Here is a 26832-nt window from a genome sequence, read left to right as displayed (position 1 = left end):
GCCAAGGAGCCGTTCATGACCACCATTACCGCGATTCGCGTCGAAGATATCCGCTTTCCTACGTCCCAGTCCCTGGACGGTTCCGATGCCATGAACCCGGACCCGGACTACTCGGCCGCCTACGTGATTTTGCAGACCGACAACCCGGCCCTTGAAGGCCACGGCCTGACCTTCACCATCGGCCGTGGCAACGAGATTTGCTGCGCGGCGATCCAGGCCATGCAGCCGCTGCTGGTGGGCCTGACCCTGGAATGGATCGCTGAAGACATGGGCCGTTTCTGGCGGCATGTCACCAGCGACAGCCAGTTGCGCTGGATCGGCCCGGACAAGGGCGCGATCCACCTGGCCACTGGGGCAATCGTCAACGCCGCGTGGGACTTGTGGGCCAAGGCCGAAGGAAAGCCCTTATGGCGCCTGGTGGCCGACATGAGCCCGGAACAGCTGGTGCGGTGCATCGACTTCCGCTACATCACCGACTGCATCACCCCAAGCGAAGCCCTGGCCTTGCTGCGCCAGCGCGCCGAAGGCAAGGCCGAGCGCATGGCCGACCTGCAAGCCAATGGCTACCCCTGCTACACCACCTCCGCCGGCTGGCTTGGTTATGGCGACGAAAAGCTGCGCAGGCTGTGCCAGGAAGCGGTGGATGCCGGGTTTAACCACGTCAAACTCAAGGTCGGCCACGACTTGCAGGACGACCTGCGCCGCGTACGCATCGCCCGTGAAGTGCTGGGGCCGGACCGTCAGTTGATGATCGATGCCAACCAGGTCTGGGAAGTCGACACCGCCATCGACTGGGTGCGCGAATTGGCATTTGCCAAGCCGTGGTTTATCGAGGAACCCACCAGCCCCGACGATATCGAGGGCCATCGCAAGATTCGCTTGGGTGTGGCGCCGGTCAAGGTCGCCACCGGCGAGATGTGCCAGAACCGGATCATCTTCAAGCAACTGATCATGCGTGAAGCCATCGATGTGGTGCAGATTGACGCCTGCCGCCTGGGCGGGGTCAACGAGGTGCTGGCGGTGATGCTGATGGCGGCTAAATATGGCCTGCCCGTTTGCCCACATGCCGGTGGCGTCGGGCTTTGCGAGTATGTGCAGCACCTGTCGATGATCGACTACCTGTGCATCGCCGGTACCCATGAAGGCCGGGTGATCGAGTATGTCGACCACCTGCACGAGCATTTCGAGGACCCTTGCGTGGTGCGCGGCGCGGCGTATCTGCCGCCGCAAGCCCCGGGCTTCTCGATCCAGATGAAAGCCGCGTCCCGGGAGCAATACCGCCACCGGCCGTGACCTGAAATGCATTTTTGAATGGACGGAGCACAATAATAATGTCGTCCCCATCACCTCTGAGGCTCGATGCACACCAGCACTTCTGGCGCTACCGGCCCGCTGATTATCCGTGGATCGGTGCGGCTGAAGCCGACCTGCGGCGGGACTTTCTCCCACAGGATTTGCGGCCGTTGCTCGATGCAGCCGGCCTGGATGGCTGCATTGCCGTGCAGGCTCGCGCCGGTGAACAAGAAACCGATGCGCTGCTGGACATGGCGCGGCAGCACCCGTGGATACTCGGCGTCGTCGGCTGGGTCGACCTGTGCGACCCAACCCTTGAACAACACCTGGAACAGTGGCGTGACGCACCGCGCCTCAAGGGCTTTCGGCATCAGATTCAGGATGAGCCTGCGCCTGCCAGCTTTATGGCTGACCCGGGGTTTGCCCGTGGCCTGCAGCACCTGCAGCAACAAGGCTACGTTTACGAAGTGCTGATCCGCTGCGCCGATCTCGACGCCGCCACAGCCCTGTGTCAGCGCCATGACCGTCATCATCTGGTGCTCGATCACCTGGGCAAACCAGACATCGCCAACGGCCCAGCAGGTTGGGCCGAACACCTGGCGCCGCTGGCCGCCCTGCCCCACGTCAGCTGCAAGCTGTCGGGCCTGCTCACCGAAGCCGGTCCCGACCAACGCAACGCCCGTGCCCTGCGCCCTTACATCGAACTGGCCCTGGAACTGTTCGGCGCCGACCGCCTGATGTTCGGCTCGGACTGGCCGGTTTGCCTGTTGGCCGGCGAATACCAGGGCACCTGCCAATTGCTGCAACAGACCCTCGGCTTACTGTCGCCCGTTGAACAGCAGGCGATCTGGGGCGGCACCGCCCAGCGGGTCTATCACCTTGAAGGAAACTGCCCATGAATCTGCACTTGCAGGACCGCGTGATCATCGTCACCGGCGGTGGCTCCGGGATTGGCGCCGCCATCTCCCTGGGGCTGATTGCCGAAGGCGCGATCCCGGTGATTTTCGGTCATCAACCGTTGTCGGCGGCTTTCGCGGCCGAGCTTGAACAGCAAGGTCAAAGCCACTTCATCCGCGTCGAACTGCGCGACGAAGACGCCTGCCGCGCGGCGGTCAACGACGTGTTGCAACGTTTCGGGCGCATCGACGGCCTGGTGAACAACGCCGGGGTCAACGACGGTGTAGGCCTGGAAGCAGGCCGTGCAGCCTTTGTCGAATCCCTGGAAAAGAACCTGATTCATTACTACCTGATGACCCACCTGTGCCTCGACGCTCTCAAGGCCAGCCACGGGGCAATCGTGAATATCAGCTCCAAGACCGCCCTCACCGGCCAGGGTGGCACCAGCGGTTATACCGCGGCAAAAGGTGCGCAATTATCCCTGACCCGGGAATGGGCAGCCTCGTTGCTGGAATTCGGCATCCGGGTCAATGCCGTGGTGCCCGCAGAGGTCTTGACGCCGCTGTACCAGCGCTGGATCGACGGCTTCGACAACCCCAAAGCCAAGCTCGCCGCCATCGTCGAAAAAATCCCCTTGGGCAAACGAATGACTAGCCCTGAGGAAATCGCCGACAGCGTGCTGTTCCTGCTCTCACCCCGCGCTTCCCACACCACCGGGCAATGGCTGGTGGTGGACGGTGGCTACACCCACCTCGACCGGGCACTGACATGAGCGGCCAACGTTACTGCCTGGCCCTGGACCTGATCGACGATGAGGCATTGATCGCCGAGTACCAGCAGTTGCATCAACGCATCTGGCCCGCCGTGGCTGGGCATCTGCGCAGCCAGCACATCGCGCAAATGCAGATCTGGCGCCTGGGCACGCGGCTGTTCATGGTCATGGACACCACCGCCGGGTTCAGCTTCGAAGGGCTCGACCAGGCCGCCCGCGACAACCCTGAAGTGCAAGCCTGGGAAACCCTGATGTGGCGTTTCCAGGCGCCCACGCCATGGACCGACCCCGGGGGCAAATGGCAGCCCCTTACGCAGATTTTCAGCCTTACCGACCAACCTTGATACCCGCTGCATCGCACGCCTTGATCCCATAAAAACAACAGGAGAAGCGTCATGTTAAGCAAAGACACACACCTGCCAGGCACCCGCGCCGTGCCGACTTATCGTTGGGCACTGATGCTGGTGACCAGTCTGTTCTTCCTGTGGGGCTTGTCCTACGGTTTGCTGGACGTCCTGAACAAGCACTTCCAGGAAGTGTTGCACGTCAGCAAGGCCCAGTCCGGGCTGCTGCAAAGCGCGTATTTCGGCGCGTATTTCCTGATCGCCCTACCGGCGGGGTTGCTGATGGACCGCCATGGCTACAAGGCCGGGATCCTGCTGGGCCTGTGCCTGTATGCGGCGGGCGCGTTGCTGTTCATGCCCGCGGCAGCGGCGGCGAGTTTTCCGTTCTTCCTGTTCGCGCTGTTCGTCATCGCCTGCGGCCTGGGTTGCCTGGAAACCGCTGCCAACCCGTATGCCACCGTGCTGGGCGAACCTCAGGGCGCCGAGCGGCGGTTGAACCTGGCGCAATCGTTTAACGGCCTTGGCCAGTTCTTCGGCCCGCTGATTGGCGGCGCGATGTTTTTCAGCGCCAGCAGCACACCGGCCTCGGACATGAGTTCGTTACAAACCACCTATGTGGTGATTGCCGTTTTGGTGTTGCTGGTGGCGCTGTTGATCGCCCGCACGCCGTTGCCGGATTTGCGTGCCCAGGAGCAGGCACTGCAACCTGTGGCCGGCAAGGGCTTGTGGCAGTACCCGGAATTCGTCGGAGGGGTAATCACGCAGTTTTTCTACGTGGCGGCCCAGGTCGGGGTCGGTGCATTTTTCATCAACTATGTCACCGAGCACTGGGCGCAGATGGGCAATCAGCAAGCGGCCTACCTGCTGTCGATCGCGATGCTGGCCTTTATGTTCGGGCGTTTTTTCAGCACCTGGCTGATGGGACGGGTCAGCGCGCAGAAACTGCTGCTGATGTATGCGCTGATCAATATCGGGTTGTGCGCGCTGGTGGTGGTCGGGTTAGAGGGTATCTCGGTGATCGCGCTGATCGCGGTGTTCTTCTTCATGTCGATCATGTTCCCGACGCTGTTCGCCATGGGCGTGAAAAACCTTGGGCCGCACACCAAACGCGGCAGTTCGTTCATGATCATGGCGATTGTCGGCGGCGCGCTGATGCCCTACTTGATGGGTAAGGTGGCGGATAACAGCACGGTTGCGCTGGCTTACCTGTTGCCTATGGGGTGTTTCGTGATTGTGGCGGTGTATGCCCGTAGCCGTTTGCGCCATCCATAAAACAGTGAGTGAGAGGGTCGGCCTGGAAGGTGGTAATCCACCGCAAGAAGCCCGGGGTTCGCCAGTTCTTGCAGGGATTACGCACCTTCCAGACCACCTCGTACATCAAACCACTATTTGCCCTACAAGCTGGTAGTGGCCCAAAAGGGCAATAGCGTTCCATGGTCATGGAAAAAATGCAGACGACGGCAGGCACGCCAAGGGAACCTGGCTCGCTCGATACGGCCTGATGTGCAAGGATGTTGCGCTGCACATCGTTCGTTGAACGCAAAACCAAGGATTTGTCATGACCGCCATCAGCACCCCAGCGCCCGTGGTACCCGGGCGGCTGGAACAAATGTCGACCCGCATCGCGTTTTTTATCGCAGGTTTCGGCATCGCCGCCTGGGCCCCGCTGGTGCCGTATGCCAAGGCCCGCGCCCAACTCAATGAAGGCACCCTCGGCCTGTTGCTGCTGTGCCTGGGGGTGGGGTCGATGATCGCGATGCCGGTCGCTGGGGCCCTGGCCTCGCGCCACGGTATCCGGCGCGTGGCCACCGGCGGGACGATCCTGATTTGCCTGGGCCTGCCGATGCTGGCCACTGTCACCTCGATTCCGTTGCTGATGGCCGCGCTGTTTGTGTTCGGGGCCGGCCTGGGCACGGTGGACTCCACCGTCAACCTGCAAGCGGTGATGGTCGAACGCGCCAGCGGCAAGACCATGATGTCGGGCTTCCACGGGTTATTCAGCCTGGGCGGGATCGTCGGTGCGGCGGGTGTCAGCGGGCTGCTGGGGTTGGGCTGGTCGCCATTGCAGGCGACCTTTGCCGTCGTCGTCATTATCGCGCTGGCCTTGCTCAAGGCCGGGCCGCACTTGCTGCCCTATGGCAGTGAAAGCTCAGGGCCGGCGTTTGCCGTGCCCCATGGGGTGGTGCTGTTTATCGGCTGCCTGTGCTGCATCGTGTTTCTCGCCGAAGGCGCCGTGCTGGACTGGAGCGCGGTGTTTTTGAGTGCCGAGCGCGGCCTTGACGAAGCCTATGCAGGCCTTGGCTACGCCGCATTTGCCTTGACGATGACGGTCGGGCGCCTGACCGGCGACGGGATTGTTCGCCGCCTGGGCGCAACCCGGGTGATTGTATTCGGCGGCGCACTCGCGGCCGCCGGTATGTTGCTGGCCACGCTATTGCCTGCCTGGGAAACTGCCCTGCTGGGGTATGCACTGGTAGGTGCCGGGTGTTCGAACATCGTACCGGTGCTGTACACCGCCGTGGGCAAGCAGACCGTCATGCCGGAACACATTGCCGTGCCGGCCATCACCACGCTGGGTTACACCGGCATTCTCGCCGGCCCGGCGGTGATCGGCTTTATTGCCCACGGCAGCAGCCTGAGTACGGCCTTTGTACTCATCGCCGTGATGCTGATCGGCGTGGCGATCAGCGGCAAAATACTTCGGGTATGAGGCCTTACCGGGTTTTTTTGAGTTCAAGCCAGCGATCGAGGGTTTTGCTACTGAGCCAGCCCTCCTGGTAATGGCTGCCAAAGATCCGCCGCCCGCTGCCATGGGCGGCTTGCAGGGATTGCAACAACCCGGGTCTGTCCACGATATTCTTCGCCAGATATACCTGCTGTTCATCGTACTTTTTGCGCGCCAGCCCCGTGGCGGGGTCGAGCACCGGTTCGCTCCGGCTGTCGAGTTCGTCCGGGTCTTTGCTCATGTTAACCAGCACCTCGATGTTGACGTAGCCGATGTGTTCAAAGAACCCCTTGCGGTCCCGGCTCCTGTCACGCAATTGGGTAAACATCGCCTTGAACACTTCAATGAGCTCGGCGTTGCTCTTGGCGTGGAAAGGATCCGGGCTGAACGCACCCGGGTCGCTGTTGCCGAACACCACACTCTGGGCCCTCGAAAGGCCTTCGCTGGTGATATTGCCGTCCTTGTCGGTGATCGCATCGATCAGCCGCGGGCGCTGCACAAGCGCCTTGGCCAGCAGGATGGCGCTATCGGCTTGCGGGTTTACGCCGAGCTTTTTGCCGGCGATTCGCTGCAGCGAGGACAGCATCAGCCCATCACTTCTCATTGAGTTTTTTCAGCATGGGAAATTGGCTGCTCACCGCTTTCAACAACTCGCTGTCCGGAAAGTCAATGTAGGGGTTGGACCGCCGGGAGTGGTTGACAGCATCGTTCTGGAGCGGCAAATGGTTGAGCAAACTCCTCCAGTGATTTTCACCGCGCAACGGTGGCCTGTAACCGGAAGACCTAAAAGCCGTGGCGCCCGGTTGATGATTGGCTTGCCGGCAAGCATCAACCGGTTCATTTGAAGCCACCTGCGCGGTACGCACGCCCTCATCCGGTGTCACCTCAAATCGGCCCGTACCACCGGGCTGCAAGTAGCCTGACCCGCGATCAATTCTCATGATTCATCTCCACCAATTTTAGATCCACGCTTGCCTGGTCATCACATCGGTAACGGCCGTTTCGCTCGCGCGATTAACAAGCCAAAAGTGTGTGGTGCCCCGACGGCAATGGTTCCGCACTCGCGAAGCGTTCCCATGACAACATGTAAAAATCCCTGGATCAGTCAGGTTTCCGCGCCGCTGGACAGCTCGGTTTCTTCACCTGCCAAAGGCTTTTTATCGCACTGACCATAGACCCCACCACGCTGCAAAACTGGCGCACCGCAGAAGCTTGCGTGGCAGGCAACTGCCCGTGGGGCAACATGCCTTTGATGAAATCGTCAGCAGCGGGGACCTGAAACGTGTGCTGCCCGGTAAAGTTCTTCACGCGACGGGCTTCGGCACCCTCCACGCGGTTATTGCCCTTGGATACAGCGACGCTGCCCGGCGGCGCACCACAGGCAGGCTTGGGGCAGGCATTGGGGTGGCCAAACGAAATTGAGGCCATGTCTAAACCTTGGCGCAGGATATAGAAGCAGCAAATTCATCAACACGGTAAATCACGCCACGATGCAGTCGCGGCGTGATCAGGTCCAAACGGGTTTAGCGAGACAACCAGCGCAGGGCGTGCTTGCTGATTTTGCCGTTGGCGTGTCCGCTGCTACCCTTGTCCATTGCTTCCAACAGGCTGGAGCGCTGGGTGACTTCCCGTGCCAACTGGATGAGTTGGTCCTGCTTTGGGTTCCCCGACAAAGGCGCCGCGGCCAGGCGTCGCAGATCGCTGATACTGACGGACTTTCTCCAGAAACCGCCCTTCAGGCCATTAAAGTCATTCAACATCTGTTCGGCGATCTGTTTGTCGCTCTGGTACTTCAACGGGTTGTCGGAGCTGAGTACGGCATCGAGGTCCTGCCGGGTGATTCGACCATCCAGGTTGCCGGTTCCACCGCTTCGATCAAAAGCTTGCATTACCTCGGGACGTCGCAGCAGTTCCCGGGCCAAAAGAATGTTCTGGTCATTGGCCTCGTTACCGGTCAACCGCTTGCCGGCCATGTCTTCCAGGCTTTGTTTCGTGACATGGGACCTGCCTGGCGCCTTGAATGCGTTGAAGTTGTCCTTGAGCAACTCCCCCAGTTGATCGTTGCTGCGCCTCGAATAATGTGGGTCCGGGCGGCCGTAGCCGGGCGAGGGCTTGGCAGGAGTCGGGCGGCAATACCCGGGCGTTGGCCGGGCGGGATCGGGCCGGCCATTGAACAGCGCCTTGATGCGGTCAAACAGTGCCTGCAACTGCCCCATCAGGCCGCCCGGAAGGCTGTTGGCGTTTGACGCAGTAGATGAACCGCGCGGTTCCATGGGGCTGTGCATCGGCGAGTTTGCGAACATCGGGCCGGTTTTATTCTCCGGCGCGCCGAAACTGACGGAGACCGATTCTTGCCCGGAAGGTGAGCGTGCCAGCGTCAACGTGACGGTATCAGCCGGGGGCTGCGCGGGATTATTGGGGGAATTGGCAACGGATTGATTGAGCACGGGTACCGACATCTGCATCTCCAGTTCGGCGTATTGACACGATTCACTCCCGGATCAAAGGCACCTCGGCGATGCAAGGTATCCCCTGGAAAGTGGGCACCTCCTTGTGTGGCGAACGGGTCGAATTCAGTTCCTGCAGACGCAGAAATCGCTCGAAAAAGAGTAGGAAGAAAGGCTGAGGCGAGAAGGCTTGCCCTCCTCGCCACATCGGTGTGCCGATGCCTTGGATCAGCTCACATCAACCACCCATCAAAATCCTACGCTGGCCTGCACGAAAAACGTGCGCGGCGCGCCCAGGTAAAGCCCCGCGTTGTTGTCGCTGGAGCGGGTGTAGTGCTCCTGGTTGAACACGTTTTTAACCCCTACGCCCAGCTTCAGGTTCGACAGTTGCGCGCCAAAGTCATAACCGCTGCGTACGTTGACCGAAACGTAGCCCGGGATATCACCGTATTGGCCATCGGCCGTGCCCTGGGTAACGTAAGTGGTGCCGGTGCCGGGCGCGCGCTGGCCGGACTGGGCGTAGACGTCCAGGTTGTGGGTCCAGTGGTTGATGTCGTAGCGCAGGCCTGCCGTCGCCACTTCACGGGAGTACAGCGGCAGGTCACGGCCCTTGAAGGCTACATCACCTTCCGAGGTGGCCTTGGTGTAGGTAAAGCCTGCGTTGGCGGTGAGACCGTCGAGGCGCGGGTCGAGGTTCGACAGGTCGTAATGGGCCGAGGTCTCGATCCCCTGGTGCTTGGTGGCGCCCAGGTTGGTCCAGCCCACATCGTTGCTGACGTATTGCAGTTCGTCGGTAAAGTCGATGTAGAACAGAGTGACCTCGGCGCCCCACACGTTGTTGTTGTAACGGGTGCCTATTTCATAGGTCTTGGCTTTTTCCGGGGTCAGGCCGTTGGCGGTCTGGTCACCGTTGCCACCCTGGATCACCTGGGCATATTGCTGGCTGCCGAAAGACGTTTCGTAGTTGGCGAACAGTTTCCAGGCATCCGACACGTGGTACATCACGCTCAGGGCCGGCAATGGCTCGTTGCTGTTGACCTTGCGGTTTTTCTCCAACACACGCTGGCCATTCAAGGCGACGACCGGGCGATCATGCAGGTGCGTGTTGATCCGCTCAAAACGGATGCCCGGGGTAATCGTCCACTTGCCCACATCGATCTTGTCATCGATGTAGAACGCATTGGCCTCGGTGCCGCCGGTGCGGTCCTGGTAGACGTGGCCGTCGTTCTGGCCAACCGGCGTCGGCACGTTGTTGACCAGTGCCAGGCTGCTGGCCTGCTCATGCATGCCCTCCTTGAGGTAGCGATAACCCACGCCCACTTCCTGGGTGGTGGGGCCCAGGTCGAACACCGTGGACACCCGTGGCTCGATGCCAAAGGTGTAGTAACTGCGCGGGTAGACACCCAGGGTCTTGAGGTCGCGGTTGGCGATGTGGCTGCCACGGAAGCTGTCGGTGTAGTACGTCAGCACTTCGGCCTGGGTGCGGTCGCTGATTTGGCGGATGTAGTTGAAGGACACGTCCTTGCGGCGGCCCGTGAAGTCGTCCCAGTCACGCACCGACTGGTACGGGTTGGCGTTGAACTGCTTCTGGGTCAGGCCGCCCGGCATGTCGGCGGTGGCGTCGTAGTAGTGGAAGTTGAGGGAGAAATCGTCTTGGTCGGTCGGTGCCCAGTGAGTCTTCAACAGCACATCGTCAATGTCATTGGAATTGTTGCGGTCGCGGTAGCCGTCACCCTTGGTGCCCGAATACAACAGCGCTGCGCCAATGCCGTTGTCAGCGGTGCCACCAATAAAGGCGTTTTCGATGTGCTTCCAGCCGCCGTGGGCCGCAGTTTCCAGGGTGGTGCCGACTTCACCGGAGAATTTCTCGGGAATGGCGCGGGTCACAAAGTTGATTACACCGCCGACGTTTTGTGGCCCATAACGCACCGAACCGGCGCCGCGCACCACGTCAATGCTGTCCAGGTTGCCCGCGGAAATCGGCGCCATCGACAACTGTGGCTGGCCGTAGGGGGCAAACGCCGCCGGCACGCCATCGATCAGCACGGTGGAGCGCGGCGACAGGCGCGAGGTCAGGCCACGCACGCCGACGTTGAGTGACACATCACTGCCGCCCGTACCGTTGGCTTCCTGTACCTGCACACCCGGAACCCGGCGCAGCACGTCACCGACGTTCATCGCGCCCTGCTCCACCATGGCTTCGCGGCGCACTACAGTGCGCGCACCCGGGTGGTTTTGCACCACTTCGGCGTTCGCGTCACTCAGCCAGTCACCCACTACCTTAATGTCGGTGGCACCTAGTTCCAGCGGGGAACCTGCTTCGCCGGTGCCTTTGGTCAGTGGGTGCAAGGTCACGGAGCCCGCATCAATCTGGTAATCCAGGCCGCTGCCTTGCAGCAATTGGCGCAGGGCCTGTTCGGGCGACAGGTTGCCGTCCACGGCCGGGGCTTGTTTGCCGGCCACCATGTCGGGGCTGAAGAACACTTGCAGGGACGTTTGCTGGCCCAACTGGCTCAGGGCCGAACCCAAAGACTGGGCCTTGATATGAATGCCATCGTCGGCAAACGCCGAAGGCATCGCGGCGCTTACCGCCAATGCCAGCGCAAGAGGTGCCCAGCGGGATGATTTATTGTTTTTCACGGCGAGTTTTTTCACGTCGAACGGAGTCCTGTGATCGCAAGAGAGTGCGGCTGTTAATGCAAACCAGTTGCAGTTGCACAAGAAGACGAAGAACTCGGAAAAAACCTGAATCTATCGTGAAATTATTTCCTGGCTACCGTCAGGCAGGGTGCGCAAGGCCACCGGAAGGATGTGCGGCAAGGCCTTGAGCAAGGCGTCGGTGTCGGTGGACTTGAACACGCTGGTCAATCGCAGGTTGCTCACCGCCGGTGCACTGACCCGCAACGGTTGCTCGCGGTACCGCGAGACTTCCCGGGCCACTTCGCCGAGGGTGGCGTTGTTGAACACCAGTTTGCCGGTGCGCCAGGCGGTCAACTCTGCGGGGTTGACGGCGTAGGCCGTTGCCACCTGGCCCCGGGCATCCACATGAGTGCCGAGGCCGGCCGTGAGCATTACGATTTCATCCGGTGAGCGCCCTTGCACCTTGACCGTACCGGCCTCGACCACCACGCGGGTCTGGTCTTCATCGCGGCGCACATCAAAGCGCGTACCGGTAACCGTCACCTGCCCTGCCCCGGCCGCCACCACAAAGGGCCGGCTGGCGTCGTGCTCGACGCTGAACATCGCCTCGCCCTGTTTGAGTTCGATGCCGCGCCGGCCTTTTTCATAGTGCACCGCCACCACGCTGCGGCTGTTCAAATCCATCAGCGACCCGTCGGGCAATGCCACCTGCCGGCGCTCCCCCAGCGCCGTGCGGAACTCGGCGCTGTACGCCGCCGGATGGTCCAGGCCACTGAACAAACCCAGGCCCAAGGCCACCGCCAGCACACTCGCCGCCACCGCATACCGCAGCACGGGCCGGCGCTTTGCCCGTGGCGCGGGGGAATCGCACAACGCCTGCAAGCGCGCCTTGGGCAACAGGTCGGTGGCGCTCCACACCCCTTGCAGCACATCAAATTCGTATTGGTGTTCGGCATGCTCGGCACGCCAGGCGTCAAAACGCTCGCGTTCTTCGACGCTCAACGGGCTGTCCTGCACACGCACAAACCACTGCGCCGCCTCATCGCGGGCCGTGGCACTGCCGCAGGCACACTCACGGGTATCCATCATGGAAGATCCTGTTTCAAACCGGGCATTGGTCATGGGGCCATCGCGTCCAGGCGGTCACGTAGATGCCGCAGGGTGCGGATCATATACTTTTCCACCATGTTTTTAGACAGGCCCAGGCGCTCGGCGATTTCCTGTTGGGTCAGGCCTTCGATTTTCTGCCAGATAAAAATCTTGCGGCAATTGAGCGGCAGCTCGGCCAAGGCCCGCTCGATGGAGTCCGCCAGCTGGATCGCGTGCATGAAATGCTCCGGGTCGCCACTGTGCGGCGAACTCTGATCAAACGCTTCCAGGGCCATCGCCTCCCGACGGTCTTCGCGGCGATAAGCGTCAACCGCGATATTGCGCGCCGTTTGATGCAGGTAGGCGCGAGGTTGCGCAACCGTGGTGGACGTGGACTCAAGCACCCGCACAAAGGTGTCGTGGGCCAGGTCCTCGGCCTGCTGGCGGTTTCTCAGGCGGCGCGTCCAGGTTCCGATCAACTCTTCGTAGTGCTCGAAAAAGCCTGTTCTGCGGGGCGGCTGAGGAGTCATCGGGGGAGCACTGGGGAGGCGGGGCGTGAATAGTAATGCTTCCTATTAAGCAGGGCAATTGCTTCCCGTCGCCCGAGGCCAGGTGTGACCGGCTCCGCGCCTGCGGCAGGTGTGGAGTCAAGCGTTCAGATCCCGCTGAACCAGTTGTAGCCTTGGTCTTCCCAGTAGCCCCCGGGGTTGTCATTGCCAATGAAAACCTCGACCACATGCTTGGGGTTCTTGAAGCCCAGCTTGGTGGGCACGCGCACGCGCAGCGGATACCCATACTCCGCAGGCAGTGCAACTTCACCGTAGTCCAGCGCCAACAGGGTTTGCGGGTGGAGTGCGGTGGGCATGTCCAGGCTGGAGTAATAACGGTCGGCACACTTGAAGCCCACATACTTGGCGGTAGTGTCTGCGCCGATGTGTTCCAGAAAGGTCTTGAGCGGCACGCCGCCCCACTGCCCGATAGCGCTCCAGCCTTCCACGCAGACCAAGCGCGTGATGTCGGTTCGTTGCGGTAGCGTGCGCAACCCTTGCAGGGTCCAGGGTGCTTTGTCTCGAACCAGGCCAGACACGGCCAGCGAATAACTCGACAGATCGACTTCGGGTATGTCGTCCTCGCCGTAGAACGCGTTGAAGGGAAATGGCGTGGTCATTTGCGCCTTGCTGAAGGTCGGTGCCAGTGTCTGCCCACTGAACAGCCAGGCCTGGACCCGGTCGTTCCAGCGCGACATGGCCCATAACACTTTGTCTACCTGGTCGCCGTCCTGCAAATTGCAGCCGGTGAGCATTGCCATGGCGCCGACGGTCAGGCCGCCGCGCAAAAAGTGCCGACGCTGGATACTTTCCAGCTGAAGCTGCTGGGCGGGCTCGAGCCTGATGCGCTGAATCGTGGTTTTTTTGGGTTCATTCATGATCGAAGCTCCCCTTTTCAATTGGCCGTACGCCACCTGTGATCATGGGCAACAGGGTTTTCGGCACCAGCAGCACCAATACCAGGTGCACGACGACAAACGCGCCAATGGCCGCCATCGCTGCAAAATGTACGTAACGCGCGCTGTCATAGCCGCCGAGCAGCGCGACCAATTTCTGCAACTGGATCGGCTTCCAGATCGCTACGCCCGAAACCACCACCAACGCCCCGGCCGCCAGCACCACCCCATACATCAGGCGCTGTACCGCGTTGTAGACGCCCTTCTCATGGGCCAGGCGAAAATGCAGTGCATCGTTCAGATCACGCTTGACCGCCTGGACGGTAACGGGCAGGAAATCACGCTGGAAATGGCGGCTGAACAGGCCGTAGAGCACGTAAACAAGGCCGTTGATCACCAACAACCACATAAACGCAAAATGCCAGGCCAGCGAGCCGCCCAACCAGCCACCCACCGTCACCTGCACTGGAAACCTGAACGCAAACAGCGGGGACGCGTTATAAATCGCCCAACCGCTCATGAACATACACACCATGCACATGGCGTTCAGCCAATGGGTGAGGCGCACAGGCCAGGGATGGATTCGCTTTCGTTTCATGCTGCTCCCTCCTGCAACGGCGAGGCGGCGCCTGCGGGAACGAGGCCCGGGGGCCTCGCTGCCACAGTACCGACGTTTTACATAGGTGGCTGGAAGCCGTCCTTACCAACCGCGACCCCGCGTGCGCTGCCATCTTGTGCAGGGAACACCACAATTTTCGCGCCTTTTACCAACTCATCGGCCTTGCCAGGCTCGACGTAAGCAATGGGCACATCAGTGGGCACGACCAGCTGTTTCTCACCGCCTTTGTAATTGACGGTCAGTGTGCGGCCGCTGGCATTGGACAACTTGCCTACAGTGCCATTGGTCATGGTGCCCGTCGTGCCATCGGCATTTTGCCAACCGTAGTGGCCCTCACCGCTGCCCTTGAGGCTGGATTCGAACACGGTGACTTCCAGTGCCTTGAGCGTGCCGTCCGCTTGCGGCGTGGCGGCCGAACCCACAAAGCTATCGGCCTTGATTGAATCGATATCCGCCTTGGACACCCGGACAATGCCGGTCTTGTCGGTCAGGCCGATGGTTTGGTGGGCACCGGTGCGGGAGGTAAAGGTCAGGGTGTTGTTGTCGACACTTTCGACCACGCCGCGCAACGGCTTGATCACCGGCATATCCGCCGCGGCGGCAATCGCGGCAGCGCCCACCATGAATAAACCAAACGTGGTGGACAGAGCACTCTTGAGCTTCATGTTGGGGATTCCTCACTGGTTTAAGTGGGTTCATCTTCCAAACCCAACCGGGCCTCCACGATGACCTGCAGATGACATTTTTGTCATCGACGGCCCCGGCACCGCGAATGACAAAAATGTAACCCGCGACAATCCCATAGCTGGTTAAACTTTGTTTCATATTAGGCTTGTAGCCATCTGGCAGAGAGAGCCGAGCACACCTGAATGCATATTTTGTTGATTGAAGACGACGCGAGCACCGGCGAGTACCTGAAAAAGGGCCTTGGCGAGTCCGGCTATAAAGTCGATTGGACCCAGCACGGCGCCGACGGCCTGCACATGGCACTGGAAACAGCCTACGACCTGATCGTGCTGGACGTGATGCTGCCCGGCATCGACGGTTTTCAGATCATCGAACTGTTGCGTGCCCGGCAAGACGTCCCGGTGCTGTTCCTGACGGCCCGCGACCAACTGCACGACCGCATTCGCGGCCTGGAACTGGGGGCCGACGACTATCTGGTAAAACCCTTCTCTTTCACCGAACTGCTGTTGCGCATTCGCACTATCCTGCGCCGTGGAGTGGTCCGGGAAATCGATCACTTTCACCTTGCCGACCTGGAGCTGGACCTGGTCCGCCGTCGTGTCACCCGCCAGCAGCAAGTCATCGTATTGACCAACAAGGAGTTCGCCCTGCTGCACCTGTTCCTGCGCCGGGAAAGCGATGTGTTGTCCCGGGCACAGATTGCTTCGGAGGTCTGGGACATGAATTTCGACAGCGACACCAACGTGGTGGATGTCGCTGTCAAGCGCCTGCGCAGCAAGGTCGACCTGCCCTACCCGGTCAAACTGATCCATACGGTGCGCGGCATCGGCTACGTCTGCGAGGTACGGTCATGTGGCCCCGACGCCAGCCATCCCTGACCCTGCGCTCGACGCTGGCGTTCTCGCTGGTCGCCATGCTCGCCGTGGCCGGTGCAGGCTTTTACCTGTACGCCTCCATGCGGGCGTCAGTGCTGATGAACACCGACCATGCCGTGATGGGACGCCTGGACCACTTCCGCAAGCTGCTGCACTACGAGCTCGCCCTGGACAAGCTGCGCGACAGCCCGCAAATTTTCAAGAACATGCTCGACAGTGAAGACGACATCTTCATCATCGGTGAGCCCGGCCAGGAGCCCGTGATCAAGGTCAACCCACTGGGTGTTGTACTGCCGGACCTGCCCGTGATCAATCCGGACGCCGCGATGCGTGTTGAGGACCTACGCAGCGCCATGACCGACGCCGGCGTGCCGCTGCGCGCCGCCACCGTGCAAACGACTTCCGAGGGCCGCGAGGTTCGGCTCACCGCCGCGCACCTCATGGACAAGGAAATGGCCATGCTCAAGGACTTTCGCGAGCGCATCTACCTGGCGGTGAGCCTGGCATTTTTGGTCACCGCGGTGCTCGGCTACTTACTGTTGCGCCGCGGCCTGCGCCCGTTACGCAAAATGGCGGTACACGCGGCGAACATCACGCCTCAGCGGCTCGACAGCCGTATGAACAGCGCAGACACGCCGGTTGAATTGCAGCAACTGAGTGACGCCTACAACGCCATGCTCGACCGACTCGCCAACGGTTACCAGCGCCTTGTACAGTTTTCTGCCGACCTGGCTCACGAAATACGCACCCCGCTTGGCTCATTGATGGGGCATTTCCAGGTTGCACTGCGCCAGCCACGCACCCTGGATGAGTACCAGGCACTGCTCGCTTCAAACCTGGAAGAACTGGAGCGTATTTCCCGCATCGTCGAGAGTATTTTATTCCTTGCACGGGCCGACGAAGCGCAGGCGCTGGTGGAGCGTCAACCGCTGTCGCTGCATGACGAAATCCAGCGCATCTGCGACTACTTCGAAGGCCTGGCAGAGGAGCGCCAGATCACCCTGCAGGCTGTCGGCAATGGCATGGCCAACGCAGACCCATTGCTGCTGCGCCGGGCATTGAGCAACCTGGTAGCCAACGCCATTCGCTACGCAGACGAAGGCAGCAAGGTTTTGATGCGAGTGGCCGCGACCCGGTCCGGGTGGCGCATTGACGTGGAAAATCAAGGCCCGGTGCTGGCCGATGAAACCCTGCGCAAGTTGTTCGACCGCTTTTACCGAGGCGATGCGTCCCGCCACCAGAGCTCCGATTCATACGGCCTTGGCCTCGCAATCGTTGCGGCGATCATGCAACTGCATGGCGGTCAGGTAAGCGTCGAACAACCAACGCCGGGGACCATTCGTTTTTCGTTGTGCTTCCCCGCTGACTGAGCCGGCAACCGTCCAGGCGGCGGGTACCTTCATTTATTTTGCAGCAGAGAAGGCGCAGGCAAGGAGCCTTTCAAGGATTTTATGTCGGCTTGATGAAAAATCCGGTCTGGCCGCCCACCATTGCCACCATTGTCCAAATTGCGCACAAGGGTGGAACGCCTCTCGCTGAAGAGCTCACGGGCTACGGCTTGTGCCTCACGACTGAACACCTGGGTGGTTGGCCGTAGCCCGGCCGCCTCTTCAAGCGTGTCGTAGCCAACAAACTTGCCCTGGTTGTCACCGAAGGCTGCCATGAGCTCATCGAAGACGCTCGCCAGGCGGTCAAGAAGATCCTGGTCACTCGTGTTGGCATACGGGTTGATGAACTGATCGAGCGAGTCCCTGGAAATTTTACCGTCGAGTTTCCCGTCGCCTTTGTCGAACTGGGTAAATAAACCGCCCTTGTCCAGAATCGCATTGGCCAGGTTGATCTCCGCCTGCGAAGCCGGTGTACCGTCCGAATGTTTCCCGGAGGCGACTATGGCGAGGGACTTATCGGTGATAAACCCGTCTGCGTCTGCCAGTGAACTGAAACGGGCCAGCGCGTAATCGGCAAGTTGCGCGCCACTGTTGCCCGCATAGGGGTTGGGCTGCCCGGTGCCCTTGTCAGCGTTCTCAACCCGTTGGCGCGCCAGGCCATCGCCCTGCGCCCCTACCGGCAAATCCTTCTTTTTTTCATCTGTTTTAGGGGCTTCCCACTCATACTGCGGCACCAACGTTTTATTCAACTCAGGGCGTCGCAGGATTTCAGTGGCCAACACCGTCATATTGTCGTCGGCCACCTTGCCGGTCAGTGGGCGATTGGCAATTGCGCGAAGTCGCGCCTGCGTCGGCTTCCCGGTTTCTTCGTCGGTAAAAATGTCCACATTGACTTTAAATGCCGCACTGATGTCTCGATTGTTTGCATTCTCATAGGGGTTAAACACTGGTTGAGAATTAGTGTTCTGACCGTACTGATTCGATCCGGGCATTTGGATGTGCGGCATGTTGATTGATGACATTGAGACTGACTCTCCAATAGGTTGGGTTTTGTAATTCCCTCTGGGGCCGAGGTGCATCGACCCCCTGACTGGCCACCTTGCCAAGCAGGAAGATGGTCCACTGTTCTGTGGTAATCCGCGCAAAAACAGTTCCAAAGCCGCAGCTTCCCTGAGGGAAAAAGCCCATCACGCCGTAAGAAAGTCACACCAACCGTTTGATCTGCTTGTGCCTCCACACCAATCGGTAATACGCCGTCTGCAACCCCAACATCGCCAGGTAGGTCACCGGAAACGCCATCCACACCCCTTCCAGCCCAAACCGCGCATTGAGCAGGTACGCCACCGGCAGTTCCACCCCCAATACGCAAACGATCGAAATCCCCACCGGCACCAGCACCACGCCGCTGGCGCGCATGATCCCGCCCACCACCGCCTGGAAGCCAAACACCAGAATGCTCCAGAGCATGATATGCAGCAGGTGCTCGGCCTTGAACCGTGCATCCTCGTCGGTGATGAACAACCCCAGCAGCCAGTGCGACAACCCATACCCCAGCACAATCAACCCGCCTGTCAGGCACAGGTTGATCAGCAACCCGGTGCGCAGGATCGGCCCGATCCGTTCCAGCCGCCCGGCCCCGATTGCCTGCGCCCCCAGGATCGATGCGGTAATGGCAATCGACAGCGCCGGAAACTGCACATAGTTGACGATCTGCGTCACCGCCCCATACGCCGCAGTTGCCTGGGAACCGTGGCTGTTGACCAGCGCCAGGATCACCAACTCCGACAGCGACAGCACCACCATCTGCAACCCGGTCGGCAATCCAATACGCAGCACCTTGCCCAGGATCACCCGGTCCAGCCGCAGCGCCGCCAGTAACTCGCGATCCGGCGCCATCACGTGGTTTTTATGGCGCAGGCGCAGCACCAGGAAGGTCATTGCCAGGGTATTACCCACCAGCCCCGCAAGCACCGCGCTCTGGATGCCCATCGGCGGCAAGCCCAGCCAGCCCTTGATCAGCGCCGGGGTCAGCACCAGCCCCACCGTGGTCGAGACCACCAGCGCCAACAACGGCGACACCGTGTCGCTCACGCCCCGCAGCAGTTGGGTGAACAGGATGAACACCAGCAGCAGCGGCATGATCAACATCATCATCTGCGCGTAGCCTACTGCGTCATCCAGCACGTCCACCGGCGTGCCCAGGGCCTGCATGGCCGGGCGCGCAAACACGCTGCCCAACACGGCCGCGATCACTCCGATCAAGGCACCGAGGGTCAGGGTGGCGCCGGTGATCGACTTGACCATCGAGGTTTCCTGCGCGCCCCATGCCTGGCCGATCAACACCGAGGCGCCCGCCCCCAGGCCGATCACCAGGGCGATGAAGAAAAACACAATGGGGAACATCCCCGACACTGCCGCCAAGGCCTGGGTGCCAAGCATTTGCCCGACGTAGATCCCGTTCAGCGTGCCGGAAAAACTCTGGAGGAAATTGGATAGCACCATGGGTGCCAGAAAGATCAGGTAGATCTGCCATAACGGTCGCTGCTGGGTGACTTCCATGAAGGTTCGAATCTCAATGCAATCAGGTAGGGAAAGCGTTGCGTGACAACCAGGCCAGGTACAACTTCACATCCACCGGCCAGTGCGCAATCTTGTTGGAAAATTCAGCGCCGTCCTCGGCAAACAACGCCCGTGAGGCTTCTTCAAAACCTGGCAGGTCGCCGCCGATGGCGCTCATGAAACGATAGCTGGATTCTTTGGCCTGGCGGCGCTCATCGTGCTCGGCATGGGCGTTGCGCGCTTCATCCACCAGCCGGCGCAAGGCCGCCGAGGCGCCGCCGCGCTGTTGCCCCAGCCACTCCCAATGCCGTGGCAGCAGGGTGACTTCACGGGCGACCACGCCCAGCTTGGGTCGCCCTACAGCCGGTGACGCCGGCACCTGCGCCTGCGCCTGCGCGGCCATTGGCTGTTCGGGCGCATAACCGGCGGGCCACGGATGGTCGACTTGAACACCGCTGGCGTCATCGAACACCAACAGGCTGCCCGCCGACAGTTCGAGGCTGGCCAGGTGTGCGGCGACGTCAGAATAGAAACCGGCAGCCACGCGTTGGTGGCCAAGGAAGGCAGTGCAGCAGGGAAAATGGGGCGAGCTCATGATTTTTACCCGGGCGTTATTGTTCTACCCGGGTGATATTAGCCTTAATCTCATAGGTTGCAAGCCGCAAGTCGTGAAACGAGCACACGGTCACCCCCGGCTGTCGCAGCCATGCTGCGCACGCCCGGGTCACGCAACAGGCATTCGGCAATCGCCGGTTCAAGCTCCACCCGCAATCGCCGGCCCAGGGCGCGTGCGCCAAACCGTACGTCATGGTCGCGACACAGCCAGGCCCGTGCAGGCTCATCCAGCACCAACGAGCGCTGCTGCACCGCAAGGCGTTGATTGAGCTTGCCCAGTTCCACCTCCAGCAACGCTTCGAGCCACGGATGATCGATGGGCTCGAACATCAGGATGCGGTCGATGCGATTGAGAAACTCCGGCTCGAAATGGCTGTGCAGGGCGTCCTCCAACACCCTCGCCTCACCACGGCCCCACCAGCGCAACGGGGCAAACCGCTGCCGATGCCGACGCGCTTGCTGCGCGCCGATATTGCTGGTCATGAAGATCAGGCTGTTGCGAAAGTCCAGCGTGCGAGCGCCGCCCGCCAACGTCAGCTGGCCGTTTTCCAGAATGCCCAACAGGCTGCGTACCACCTCCTGGCTGGCCTTTTCCAACTCGTCGAACAACACGATGCCGGGGCGGCTGTAGCTGCCCTGGATCAGTTCGCTGTTGAACAGGCTGATGCCCTCCTTGCTGCCGACATAACCGGGTGGAGCACCGGTGAGGGCGGCGGCGTAATGTTCCTGGGCCAGGGTATGCATGTCGATACGGCAAAAACCATCAGTACGCCCGTGCAAAGCCAGGGCCAGCAGGCGCACGATTTCCGTCTTGCCGACCCCGGTAGGCCCCATGAACAGGTTGACGCTCAACGGCCGCTCGCGCTCACCGATGTCGGCCTTGACCACGTTGAGCAACCCTTCCACCTGGGCCAGAGCGGCCTCCTGGCCGATGATACGGCTGCGCAGCAAGGCCATGACCTGAGCCGGTTCAAAGGTAAACCGCATGCCTTAACCCGCCGTTTTTTGTTTACCGCCATGGGGCAATTGCCCCACCGGGCATTCGGCAACACCGACGGTATTGCGGGTGAATGCTTCGACATTCTCCTGGGCCTTTTGCGCATCCAGCACCCAGGTGCGATAGAACTCGAACGGGCAGTCCGCCACGCCCTTGTCGCCGTCGCCCGAGGCATGCATGCCGGTGTAGCCACGGTGCAGCAGTTTGAACAGATGGTTCTGTGACTGGTCGTTGGCCCGCGCATCGCGGATCTGCGAGACCGACAGCTGGGCGTATTGAATGCCCATTTCTTCCTCGCCACATTCGCCCAGGGTACGGCCATCAAAACCGATGATCGCCGAATGCCCGAAGTACGAATACACCCCATCGAACCCCGCCGCGTTCGCCACCGCCACGTAGCAATTATTGGCCCAGGCCATGCTCTTGGACATCTGCACCTGCTGCTCCTTGGCCGGGTACATATAGCCCTGGCAGCGCACGATCAGCTCGGCGCCTTTCATCGCGCAATCGCGCCAGATCTCCGGGTAGTTGCCGTCGTCGCAGATGATCAGGCTGATCTTCATGCCCTTGGGCCCGTCGCACACGTAGGTGCGATCGCCCGGGTACCAACCCTCGATCGGGCACCACGGAATGCACTTGCGGTAACGCTGCACGATCTCGCCGAGGTTGTTGATCAGCACCAGTGTGTTGTACGGCGCCTTGTGCGGATGTTCTTCGTGCCGCTCGCCGGTCAGGGAGAACACGCCCCAGGTGTTGGCCTGGCGACAGGCCGCCGAGAAAATCGCGGTCTCCTCGCCGGGGATGCTGGCGGCAGTAGCCATCATCTCATCGTGGTCGTACATGATGCCCATGGTGCTGTATTCGGGGAACACCACCAGGTCCATGCCGGGCAAACCCTGCTTCATGCCGACGATGATCTCGGCAATCTTCTTCGCGTTATCGATGACCTCGGCCTTGCTGTGCAGGCGCGGCATCTTGTAGTTCACGACAGCAACGCCGACCGTGTCCGGGCTGCTGGATATGTCGCCATGGCGCATTGCAAATCTCCTCGGTCAGTGACTGATCATCCAGGGCCGCGGCCCGGTTTTGGTCTTCAGGCCCAACGGGTTGGCCTTGCTTGGCACCACCGGTTTGCTGGTGCCACAGCAACTGCAGCCAGCCGGGTGCTTGCGTGCTTCCTGATATTCGCTGACGGTTTGCGGTGCGTGGGCGCTGCGTTCGTTGCCGGCGATTGCCTTGCGCTGGTTGGCCGACAAGCTGGTCAGCGCCGGTGCCGACAACTGCAACGGCCCGCCCGGGCTGTCGCAGTACGGGCACTGGCTGGGCGCGTGACGCTGGGCCATGGGCCGCAGCATCGTGAAGGTGCCGCAGGACTCACAGGCGTATTCGTAGGTCGGCATGGCTACAGGTCCGGGGCAATGGGCAGGTCGATGCTGCCGTCGAGGAACTTGGTGGGACCGTTGGCGTTGGGGTTGATATCGAACTCGAAGATTTCCGTCGGCAACCACAACGTCGCGCACGCGTTGGGAATATCCACCACGCCGCTGATATGCCCCTGCACCGGCGCCGAGCCGAGCAACGCATAACCCTGGGCCGGCGAGTAGCCGAACTTGGTCAGGTAGTTGATTGCATTGAGGCAGGCCTGGCGGTAAGCAACGTTGACGTCCAGGTAGTGCTGCTGGCCCTGTTCGTCGACGGAGATGCCTTCGAAGATCAGGTAGTTTTTGTAATTCGGGGTGATCGGGCTGGGCTTGAACACCGGGTTCTTGATCCCGTACTTGGCCATGCCGCCCTTGATCAGCTCGACCTTCATGTGCACCCAGCCGGCCATTTCGATGGCGCCGCAGAAGGTGATTTCGCCGTCGCCCTGGCTGAAGTGCAAGTCACCCACTGACAGGCCGGCACCGTTGACGTACACCGGGAAGTAGATCTTCGAACCGCGGGACAAGTCCTTGATATCGCAGTTACCGCCATGCTCACGCGGCGGCACGGTGCGGGCACCAGTGGCGGCCGCGTCGTCACGCGCCGAACCCTTTAGTTTGCCCATGTGTGCGGTGGCGGCCAGCGGCGCGTTGGCCAGGGGCGGCACGCGGGTCGGGTTGGTGTCGATCAGTTCCTGCTCGCGGCGGTTCCAGTCGGCGAGCATCACCGGGTCGGGCAGGCAACCGATCAGGCCGGGGTGGATCAGGCCGGCGAAGTTGACGCCCGGGATGTGCCGGGAACTGGTGAACATGCCCTTGAAATCCCAGATGGCTTTTTGCGCGCTGGGGAAATGGTCGGTGAGGAAACCGCCACCGTTCTGGCGCGAGAAGAAACCGTTGAAGCCCCATTGGGACTCGGCCTTGGCGCCGATGTCGAGCAAGTCGACCACCAGCAGGTCGCCGGGTTCGGCGCCGTGTACGCCCACCGGGCCGGAGAGGTAGTGCACGGTGGAGAGGTCGACGTCGCGCACGTCGCTGGCGTCGTCGTTGTTCTTGATGGCGCCGGCGGTCCAGTCATAGGTTTCGAGGATGAAGTCATCGCCGGGTTTGACCCAGCACGCCATCGGGATATCCGGGTGCCAACGGTTGTGGATCTGCTCGTTTTCGGTGACGGGTTGGTTGAGGTCGACTTTGATCAGCGTATCGGTCATCTGCGTGCTCCCGAGGGATGGCGTGGGCGTTGGGGCCAGTCTCCGGGGAATGGGGTGAAACGGGGAATACGTTGGATGACGTATCTGGGGTTGATTGGGGGGTATCTCCGTTATTTGGGTAACGCCCGCCCAGGGTTCCAATTTCAGCCATCACCCAAATAACGGATATGTACCCCAAAAAAATCACACAGACAGGTAACGGCTGATGGTCGCCTCATCCACTCGATCCCGAGTCTCCTCAATCACAAAACGACCTTTTTCAATTACCAAAAACCGATCAGCAATCTCCAACGTAAACGACAACACCTGCTCCGACACCACAATGGTCAAGTCCCGCAAATTGCGGATCTCCTTCAAGGTGCGCGCGATGTCCTTGATGATCGAAGGCTGGATGCCCTCCGTCGGCTCATCCAACAACAATACCTTCGGATTCGTCGCCAAAGCCCGGGCAATCGCCAACTGCTGTTGCTGGCCGCCCGACAGGTTGCCACCCTTGCGCGAGCGCATGTCATGGAGCACCGGAAACAGTGCATACAGGTCTTCAGGCACTTTGCCCCGGGCCGACGCCGGCAACCCGGTCTGGATATTCTCCAGTACACTCATGCTGGGGAAAATCATCCGCCCCTGAGGCACATAGGCAATCCCGCGCTCCACCCGCTCATGGGTTTCAAGACGCGACACATCGTGCCCGTCCACACTGACCTGCCCTTGCCACTGCGGCAAAATACCCATCAGGCTCTTGAACAAGGTGGTCTTGCCCATGCCGTTGCGGCCCATCACCGCGACGATCTCGCGCTTGGCCACGTTCAGCTCCAGGTCGTGAAGAATCTGGCTCTGCCCGTACCCACACGACAGTTTGTCGATCTTGAACATGCCCGACTCCTCAGTGGCCCAAATACACTTCAATGACTTTCGGATTGCTCTGCACCGACTCCATGCTGCCCTCGGCCAGCACCTTGCCCTGGTGCAGCACCGTGACTTTGTGGGCGATACTTTTGACGAACTCCATGTCGTGCTCGATCACCAGCACCGAGCGGCCCTGGCTGATGCGCTTGAGCAGCTCGGCGGTCTGTGCGCGCTCGTTGACGCTCATCCCGGCCACCGGTTCGTCGAGCATCAACAACTCCGGGTCTTGCATCAGCAGCATGCCAATTTCCAGCCACTGTTTTTGCCCGTGGGACAGCAGGTCGGCTTGCTGGTCGAGCAGCTCGCCAAGGAAGATCTCCCGCGCCACCTCCTCGACCCGCGCGATCACCTGGGCATTGCGCTTGAAAAACAGCGCGCCCCAGACCTTGCGCCCGGCCGGGTACGACATCTCGAGGTTTTCAAAGACTGTGAGGTTTTCGTAGATCGACGGGTTCTGGAACTTGCGCCCCACGCCTGCACGCACGATGTTGTACTCGCGCATTTTGGTCAGTTCCTGGCCATCGAACTGGATGCTGCCGCTGGTGGCGCGGGTCTTGCCGCAGATCAGGTCCAGCACCGTGGTTTTGCCGGCACCGTTGGGGCCGATCACCACCCGCACTTCATTACGGTCGATATACAGGTTGAGGTTATCGACAGCCTTGAAGCCGTCGAACGATACGGTGAGGCCTTCGATAGCCAACACGGGTTTTTTCATTTCAAAACCAACGGCGGTCATGGCTGTGTCTCCAGGATCTTGGCTTCAGCCTTGGGTTTGATCTTCACAGGTTCAGCTTTGACCACCGGCGGGCGCCGCAACAACCTGGCCAGGGCCTGGCGACCATGGCTGTCCCACAACCCCGCCAGGCCGTTGGGAAAGTACATGACCACGGCGATAAACAGCCCGCCCATCAGGTACAGCCACAGCTCGGGAAACGATTCGGAAAAGTAGGTCTTGCCGTAGTTCACCAGCAACGCGCCATACACCGCGCCCAGCAGCGACATGCGCCCGCCGACCGCCGCAAAGATCACCATCTCGATCGACGGCACGATGCCCACGAACGAGGGCGACATAAAGCCCACCTGCAAGGCAAACATCGCCCCGCCAATCGCCGAGAACGCCGCCGCCACGCAGAACACGAAGATCTTGAAGCTGGCCACGTCGTAGCCGGAGAACCGCACCCGCTCTTCCTTGTCGCGCATCGCCATCAACAGCCGGCCCAGCTTTGACGCGAGGATGAAACGCCCGATGAAAATGCAGCCAAACAGCAACCCGGCGTTGATGAAGTACAAGATCATCTTCGCGCCGTCACCGCGCAGGTCCCAGCCCAGCAGGGTCTTGAGGTCGGTGATGCCGTTGACGCCGCCGGTGAGGCCCTGCTGGCCGACGATCAGTACCGTGAGGATCAGCGCAATCGCCTGGGTGACGATGGAGAAATACACATCACCCACCCGCCGCTTGAACAGCGCCATGCCGATAATGAACGCCAGCAGCACCGGCACCGCAATCACCGCGAACAGGGTGAAGGTGAAGCTGTGGAACGGCACCCAGAGCCAGGGCAGTTCGGTGATCTGGTTCCAGTCCATAAAGTCCGGTATGCCCGGCGTCGACTGGATTTTGGTGCTGATCGGGTCCGAGGCCTCGAGCTTCAGGAACATCGCCATGCAGTAGCCACCGACGCCGAAAAACACCCCCTGCCCGAGGCTGAGGATCCCGCCATAACCCCAGCACAGCACCAGGCCCACCGCGACGAACGCGTAGGTCAGGTACTTGCCGACCATGTTCAGGCGGAACGCATCCAGGGTCAGCGGGAACACCACGAGGATCAACAGCGCCAGCAGCGCGATGCCGATCAGGTTTTGCTGGCCGCCCAGCAACTTGTCTAGAGCCTTCATCGGTTCGCCT

At 61.0% G+C, this 26832-nt stretch carries 28 protein-coding genes; 8 read left to right on the top strand and 20 right to left on the bottom strand.

Annotation, left to right across the window (positions count from 1 at the left end; translation table 11 throughout):
• Positions 1-15: 15 nt before the first annotated feature.
• The 6 genes from ACZRN6_RS26015 to ACZRN6_RS25990 all read left to right on the top strand — a co-directional run bounded on the left by ACZRN6_RS26015 (position 16) and on the right by ACZRN6_RS25990 (position 6016).
• Positions 16-1293 (top strand): L-fuconate dehydratase, encoded by a 1278-nt coding sequence (locus ACZRN6_RS26015; protein WP_322145943.1) that lies wholly within the window; start codon positions 16-18, stop codon positions 1291-1293.
• A gap of 38 nt (positions 1294-1331) precedes the next feature.
• Positions 1332-2192, top strand: coding sequence for an amidohydrolase family protein (locus ACZRN6_RS26010; RefSeq protein WP_464009177.1), 861 nt, complete (start codon positions 1332-1334; stop codon positions 2190-2192).
• Complete coding sequence (locus ACZRN6_RS26005; protein ID WP_464009176.1) at positions 2189-2962, top strand: L-fucose dehydrogenase; 774 nt, start codon at positions 2189-2191, stop codon at positions 2960-2962. The genes ACZRN6_RS26010 and ACZRN6_RS26005 overlap by 4 nt, the downstream gene beginning before the upstream one ends.
• Positions 2959-3306 (top strand): L-rhamnose mutarotase, encoded by a 348-nt coding sequence (locus tag ACZRN6_RS26000; protein WP_464009175.1) that lies wholly within the window; start codon positions 2959-2961, stop codon positions 3304-3306. Before ACZRN6_RS26005 ends, ACZRN6_RS26000 begins: the two co-directional genes overlap by 4 nt.
• A 51-nt stretch (positions 3307-3357) precedes the next feature.
• Entirely contained in the window at positions 3358-4578 is a 1221-nt protein-coding gene (locus tag ACZRN6_RS25995; protein WP_322145947.1) for a sugar MFS transporter, read from the top strand.
• Positions 4579-4864: 286 nt separating this feature from the next.
• Positions 4865-6016, top strand: a complete 1152-nt coding sequence (locus tag ACZRN6_RS25990; RefSeq protein ID WP_322145948.1) for an MFS transporter — start codon at positions 4865-4867, stop codon at positions 6014-6016.
• 4 nt (positions 6017-6020) lie between these two features.
• Here the strand turns inward: ACZRN6_RS25990 and ACZRN6_RS25985 are convergent, their stop codons facing one another.
• From ACZRN6_RS25985 to ACZRN6_RS25940, 10 genes are all read right to left on the bottom strand, one after another.
• Positions 6021-6617 (bottom strand): type III secretion effector protein, encoded by a 597-nt coding sequence (locus tag ACZRN6_RS25985; protein ID WP_323570976.1) that lies wholly within the window; start codon positions 6615-6617, stop codon positions 6021-6023.
• Positions 6618-6624: 7 nt separating this feature from the next.
• Positions 6625-6972 carry a hypothetical protein gene (locus tag ACZRN6_RS25980; RefSeq protein WP_322145950.1) on the bottom strand — a complete coding sequence of 116 codons (348 nt, stop codon included), beginning with the start codon at positions 6970-6972 and terminating at the stop codon, positions 6625-6627.
• Positions 6973-7132: 160 nt separating this feature from the next.
• Entirely contained in the window at positions 7133-7459 is a 327-nt protein-coding gene (locus ACZRN6_RS25975; RefSeq protein WP_464009174.1) for a hypothetical protein, read from the bottom strand.
• Positions 7460-7554: 95 nt separating this feature from the next.
• A complete protein-coding gene (locus tag ACZRN6_RS25970) occupies positions 7555-8490 on the bottom strand; it encodes a type III secretion protein (protein WP_464009173.1) in 936 nt (311 codons plus the stop codon).
• A 237-nt stretch (positions 8491-8727) separates the two neighbouring features.
• Entirely contained in the window at positions 8728-11133 is a 2406-nt protein-coding gene (locus tag ACZRN6_RS25965) for a TonB-dependent siderophore receptor (RefSeq protein WP_464009172.1), read from the bottom strand.
• 96 nt (positions 11134-11229) lie between these two features.
• Positions 11230-12204 (bottom strand): FecR family protein, encoded by a 975-nt coding sequence (locus ACZRN6_RS25960; protein WP_464009211.1) that lies wholly within the window; start codon positions 12202-12204, stop codon positions 11230-11232.
• Between the two features lie 32 nt (positions 12205-12236).
• Positions 12237-12737, bottom strand: a complete 501-nt coding sequence (locus ACZRN6_RS25955) for a sigma-70 family RNA polymerase sigma factor (protein ID WP_322145954.1) — start codon at positions 12735-12737, stop codon at positions 12237-12239.
• A gap of 125 nt (positions 12738-12862) precedes the next feature.
• The gene (locus ACZRN6_RS25950; RefSeq protein WP_464009171.1) at positions 12863-13633 is read right to left on the bottom strand and encodes a molybdopterin-dependent oxidoreductase; all 771 of its coding nucleotides are present in this window, start codon (positions 13631-13633) and stop codon (positions 12863-12865) included.
• Positions 13626-14249, bottom strand: a complete 624-nt coding sequence (locus ACZRN6_RS25945; protein WP_322145956.1) for a cytochrome b/b6 domain-containing protein — start codon at positions 14247-14249, stop codon at positions 13626-13628. Before ACZRN6_RS25945 ends, ACZRN6_RS25950 begins: the two co-directional genes overlap by 8 nt.
• 77 nt (positions 14250-14326) lie before the next feature.
• Positions 14327-14935 (bottom strand): hypothetical protein, encoded by a 609-nt coding sequence (locus ACZRN6_RS25940; RefSeq protein ID WP_322145957.1) that lies wholly within the window; start codon positions 14933-14935, stop codon positions 14327-14329.
• A 204-nt stretch (positions 14936-15139) separates the two neighbouring features.
• On the opposite strand from ACZRN6_RS25940, the gene ACZRN6_RS25935 reads away from it, so the two are divergent.
• Together ACZRN6_RS25935 and ACZRN6_RS25930 are read left to right on the top strand one after the other, a co-directional pair.
• A complete protein-coding gene (locus ACZRN6_RS25935; protein WP_322145958.1) occupies positions 15140-15835 on the top strand; it encodes a heavy metal response regulator transcription factor in 696 nt (231 codons plus the stop codon).
• Positions 15808-17202 (top strand): heavy metal sensor histidine kinase, encoded by a 1395-nt coding sequence (locus ACZRN6_RS25930; RefSeq protein WP_322145959.1) that lies wholly within the window; start codon positions 15808-15810, stop codon positions 17200-17202. Before ACZRN6_RS25935 ends, ACZRN6_RS25930 begins: the two co-directional genes overlap by 28 nt.
• Before the next feature lie 29 nt (positions 17203-17231).
• Here ACZRN6_RS25930 and ACZRN6_RS25925 read toward each other — a convergent pair whose 3' ends face one another.
• The 10 genes from ACZRN6_RS25925 to urtC all read right to left on the bottom strand — a co-directional run bounded on the left by ACZRN6_RS25925 (position 17232) and on the right by urtC (position 26822).
• Positions 17232-18242: a hypothetical protein gene (locus ACZRN6_RS25925; RefSeq protein ID WP_464009170.1), complete on the bottom strand. Its 1011-nt coding sequence runs from the start codon at positions 18240-18242 to the stop codon at positions 17232-17234.
• Between the two features lie 181 nt (positions 18243-18423).
• The gene (locus ACZRN6_RS25920; protein ID WP_322145961.1) at positions 18424-19779 is read right to left on the bottom strand and encodes an MATE family efflux transporter; all 1356 of its coding nucleotides are present in this window, start codon (positions 19777-19779) and stop codon (positions 18424-18426) included.
• 22 nt (positions 19780-19801) lie between these two features.
• Positions 19802-20374 (bottom strand): DUF2239 family protein, encoded by a 573-nt coding sequence (locus ACZRN6_RS25915; protein ID WP_464009169.1) that lies wholly within the window; start codon positions 20372-20374, stop codon positions 19802-19804.
• 50 nt (positions 20375-20424) lie between these two features.
• Entirely contained in the window at positions 20425-21381 is a 957-nt protein-coding gene (locus ACZRN6_RS25910; RefSeq protein ID WP_464009168.1) for an AAA family ATPase, read from the bottom strand.
• 3 nt (positions 21382-21384) lie between these two features.
• On the bottom strand, positions 21385-22428 hold the full coding sequence (locus tag ACZRN6_RS25905) for an aliphatic amidase (RefSeq protein WP_322145964.1): 1044 nt from the start codon (positions 22426-22428) through the stop codon (positions 21385-21387).
• Between the two features lie 15 nt (positions 22429-22443).
• Positions 22444-22791 (bottom strand): FmdB family zinc ribbon protein, encoded by a 348-nt coding sequence (locus ACZRN6_RS25900; RefSeq protein ID WP_464009167.1) that lies wholly within the window; start codon positions 22789-22791, stop codon positions 22444-22446.
• A gap of 2 nt (positions 22792-22793) precedes the next feature.
• A complete protein-coding gene (fmdA, locus tag ACZRN6_RS25895) occupies positions 22794-24023 on the bottom strand; it encodes a formamidase (RefSeq protein WP_322145966.1) in 1230 nt (409 codons plus the stop codon).
• A 183-nt stretch (positions 24024-24206) separates the two neighbouring features.
• On the bottom strand, positions 24207-24896 hold the full coding sequence (gene urtE, locus ACZRN6_RS25890) for an urea ABC transporter ATP-binding subunit UrtE (protein WP_322145967.1): 690 nt from the start codon (positions 24894-24896) through the stop codon (positions 24207-24209).
• Positions 24897-24906: 10 nt separating this feature from the next.
• Positions 24907-25665 carry an urea ABC transporter ATP-binding protein UrtD gene (urtD, locus tag ACZRN6_RS25885; RefSeq protein WP_088427091.1) on the bottom strand — a complete coding sequence of 253 codons (759 nt, stop codon included), beginning with the start codon at positions 25663-25665 and terminating at the stop codon, positions 24907-24909.
• Positions 25662-26822: an urea ABC transporter permease subunit UrtC gene (urtC, locus tag ACZRN6_RS25880; RefSeq protein WP_322145968.1), complete on the bottom strand. Its 1161-nt coding sequence runs from the start codon at positions 26820-26822 to the stop codon at positions 25662-25664. Before urtC ends, urtD begins: the two co-directional genes overlap by 4 nt.
• Positions 26823-26832 lie beyond the last annotated feature (10 nt).

The organism is Pseudomonas sp. A125, from assembly GCF_055409485.1.
This window is presented reverse-complemented; position numbering and strand designations above follow the sequence as displayed.

Excerpts from the sequence above, each read along its gene's own strand:
- urtD (WP_088427091.1), bottom strand. The coding sequence starts at position 25,665 with ATGACCGCCGTTGGTTTTGAAATGAAAAAACCCGTGTTGGCTATCGAA.
- ACZRN6_RS25900 (WP_464009167.1), bottom strand. The coding sequence starts at position 22,791 with ATGCCGACCTACGAATACGCCTGTGAGTCCTGCGGCACCTTCACGATG.
- ACZRN6_RS25910 (WP_464009168.1), bottom strand. The coding sequence starts at position 21,381 with ATGCGGTTTACCTTTGAACCGGCTCAGGTCATGGCCTTGCTGCGCAGC.
- ACZRN6_RS25925 (WP_464009170.1), bottom strand. The coding sequence starts at position 18,242 with ATGTCATCAATCAACATGCCGCACATCCAAATGCCCGGATCGAATCAG.
- ACZRN6_RS25930 (WP_322145959.1), top strand. The coding sequence starts at position 15,808 with ATGTGGCCCCGACGCCAGCCATCCCTGACCCTGCGCTCGACGCTGGCG.
- ACZRN6_RS26015 (WP_322145943.1), top strand. The coding sequence starts at position 16 with ATGACCACCATTACCGCGATTCGCGTCGAAGATATCCGCTTTCCTACG.
- ACZRN6_RS26005 (WP_464009176.1), top strand. The coding sequence starts at position 2,189 with ATGAATCTGCACTTGCAGGACCGCGTGATCATCGTCACCGGCGGTGGC.
- ACZRN6_RS25905 (WP_322145964.1), bottom strand. The coding sequence starts at position 22,428 with ATGCGCCATGGCGACATATCCAGCAGCCCGGACACGGTCGGCGTTGCT.
- urtC (WP_322145968.1), bottom strand. The coding sequence starts at position 26,822 with ATGAAGGCTCTAGACAAGTTGCTGGGCGGCCAGCAAAACCTGATCGGC.
- urtE (WP_322145967.1), bottom strand. The coding sequence starts at position 24,896 with ATGTTCAAGATCGACAAACTGTCGTGTGGGTACGGGCAGAGCCAGATT.
- ACZRN6_RS25995 (WP_322145947.1), top strand. The coding sequence starts at position 3,358 with ATGTTAAGCAAAGACACACACCTGCCAGGCACCCGCGCCGTGCCGACT.
- ACZRN6_RS25945 (WP_322145956.1), bottom strand. The coding sequence starts at position 14,249 with ATGAAACGAAAGCGAATCCATCCCTGGCCTGTGCGCCTCACCCATTGG.
- ACZRN6_RS25915 (WP_464009169.1), bottom strand. The coding sequence starts at position 20,374 with ATGAGCTCGCCCCATTTTCCCTGCTGCACTGCCTTCCTTGGCCACCAA.
- ACZRN6_RS25935 (WP_322145958.1), top strand. The coding sequence starts at position 15,140 with ATGCATATTTTGTTGATTGAAGACGACGCGAGCACCGGCGAGTACCTG.
- fmdA (WP_322145966.1), bottom strand. The coding sequence starts at position 24,023 with ATGACCGATACGCTGATCAAAGTCGACCTCAACCAACCCGTCACCGAA.
- ACZRN6_RS25960 (WP_464009211.1), bottom strand. The coding sequence starts at position 12,204 with ATGGATACCCGTGAGTGTGCCTGCGGCAGTGCCACGGCCCGCGATGAG.
- ACZRN6_RS25970 (WP_464009173.1), bottom strand. The coding sequence starts at position 8,490 with ATGTCGGTACCCGTGCTCAATCAATCCGTTGCCAATTCCCCCAATAAT.
- ACZRN6_RS25985 (WP_323570976.1), bottom strand. The coding sequence starts at position 6,617 with ATGCTGTCCTCGCTGCAGCGAATCGCCGGCAAAAAGCTCGGCGTAAAC.
- ACZRN6_RS25940 (WP_322145957.1), bottom strand. The coding sequence starts at position 14,935 with ATGAAGCTCAAGAGTGCTCTGTCCACCACGTTTGGTTTATTCATGGTG.
- ACZRN6_RS25990 (WP_322145948.1), top strand. The coding sequence starts at position 4,865 with ATGACCGCCATCAGCACCCCAGCGCCCGTGGTACCCGGGCGGCTGGAA.
- ACZRN6_RS25920 (WP_322145961.1), bottom strand. The coding sequence starts at position 19,779 with ATGGAAGTCACCCAGCAGCGACCGTTATGGCAGATCTACCTGATCTTT.
- ACZRN6_RS25975 (WP_464009174.1), bottom strand. The coding sequence starts at position 7,459 with ATGGCCTCAATTTCGTTTGGCCACCCCAATGCCTGCCCCAAGCCTGCC.
- ACZRN6_RS26000 (WP_464009175.1), top strand. The coding sequence starts at position 2,959 with ATGAGCGGCCAACGTTACTGCCTGGCCCTGGACCTGATCGACGATGAG.
- ACZRN6_RS26010 (WP_464009177.1), top strand. The coding sequence starts at position 1,332 with ATGTCGTCCCCATCACCTCTGAGGCTCGATGCACACCAGCACTTCTGG.
- ACZRN6_RS25980 (WP_322145950.1), bottom strand. The coding sequence starts at position 6,972 with ATGAGAATTGATCGCGGGTCAGGCTACTTGCAGCCCGGTGGTACGGGC.
- ACZRN6_RS25955 (WP_322145954.1), bottom strand. The coding sequence starts at position 12,737 with ATGACTCCTCAGCCGCCCCGCAGAACAGGCTTTTTCGAGCACTACGAA.
- ACZRN6_RS25950 (WP_464009171.1), bottom strand. The coding sequence starts at position 13,633 with ATGAATGAACCCAAAAAAACCACGATTCAGCGCATCAGGCTCGAGCCC.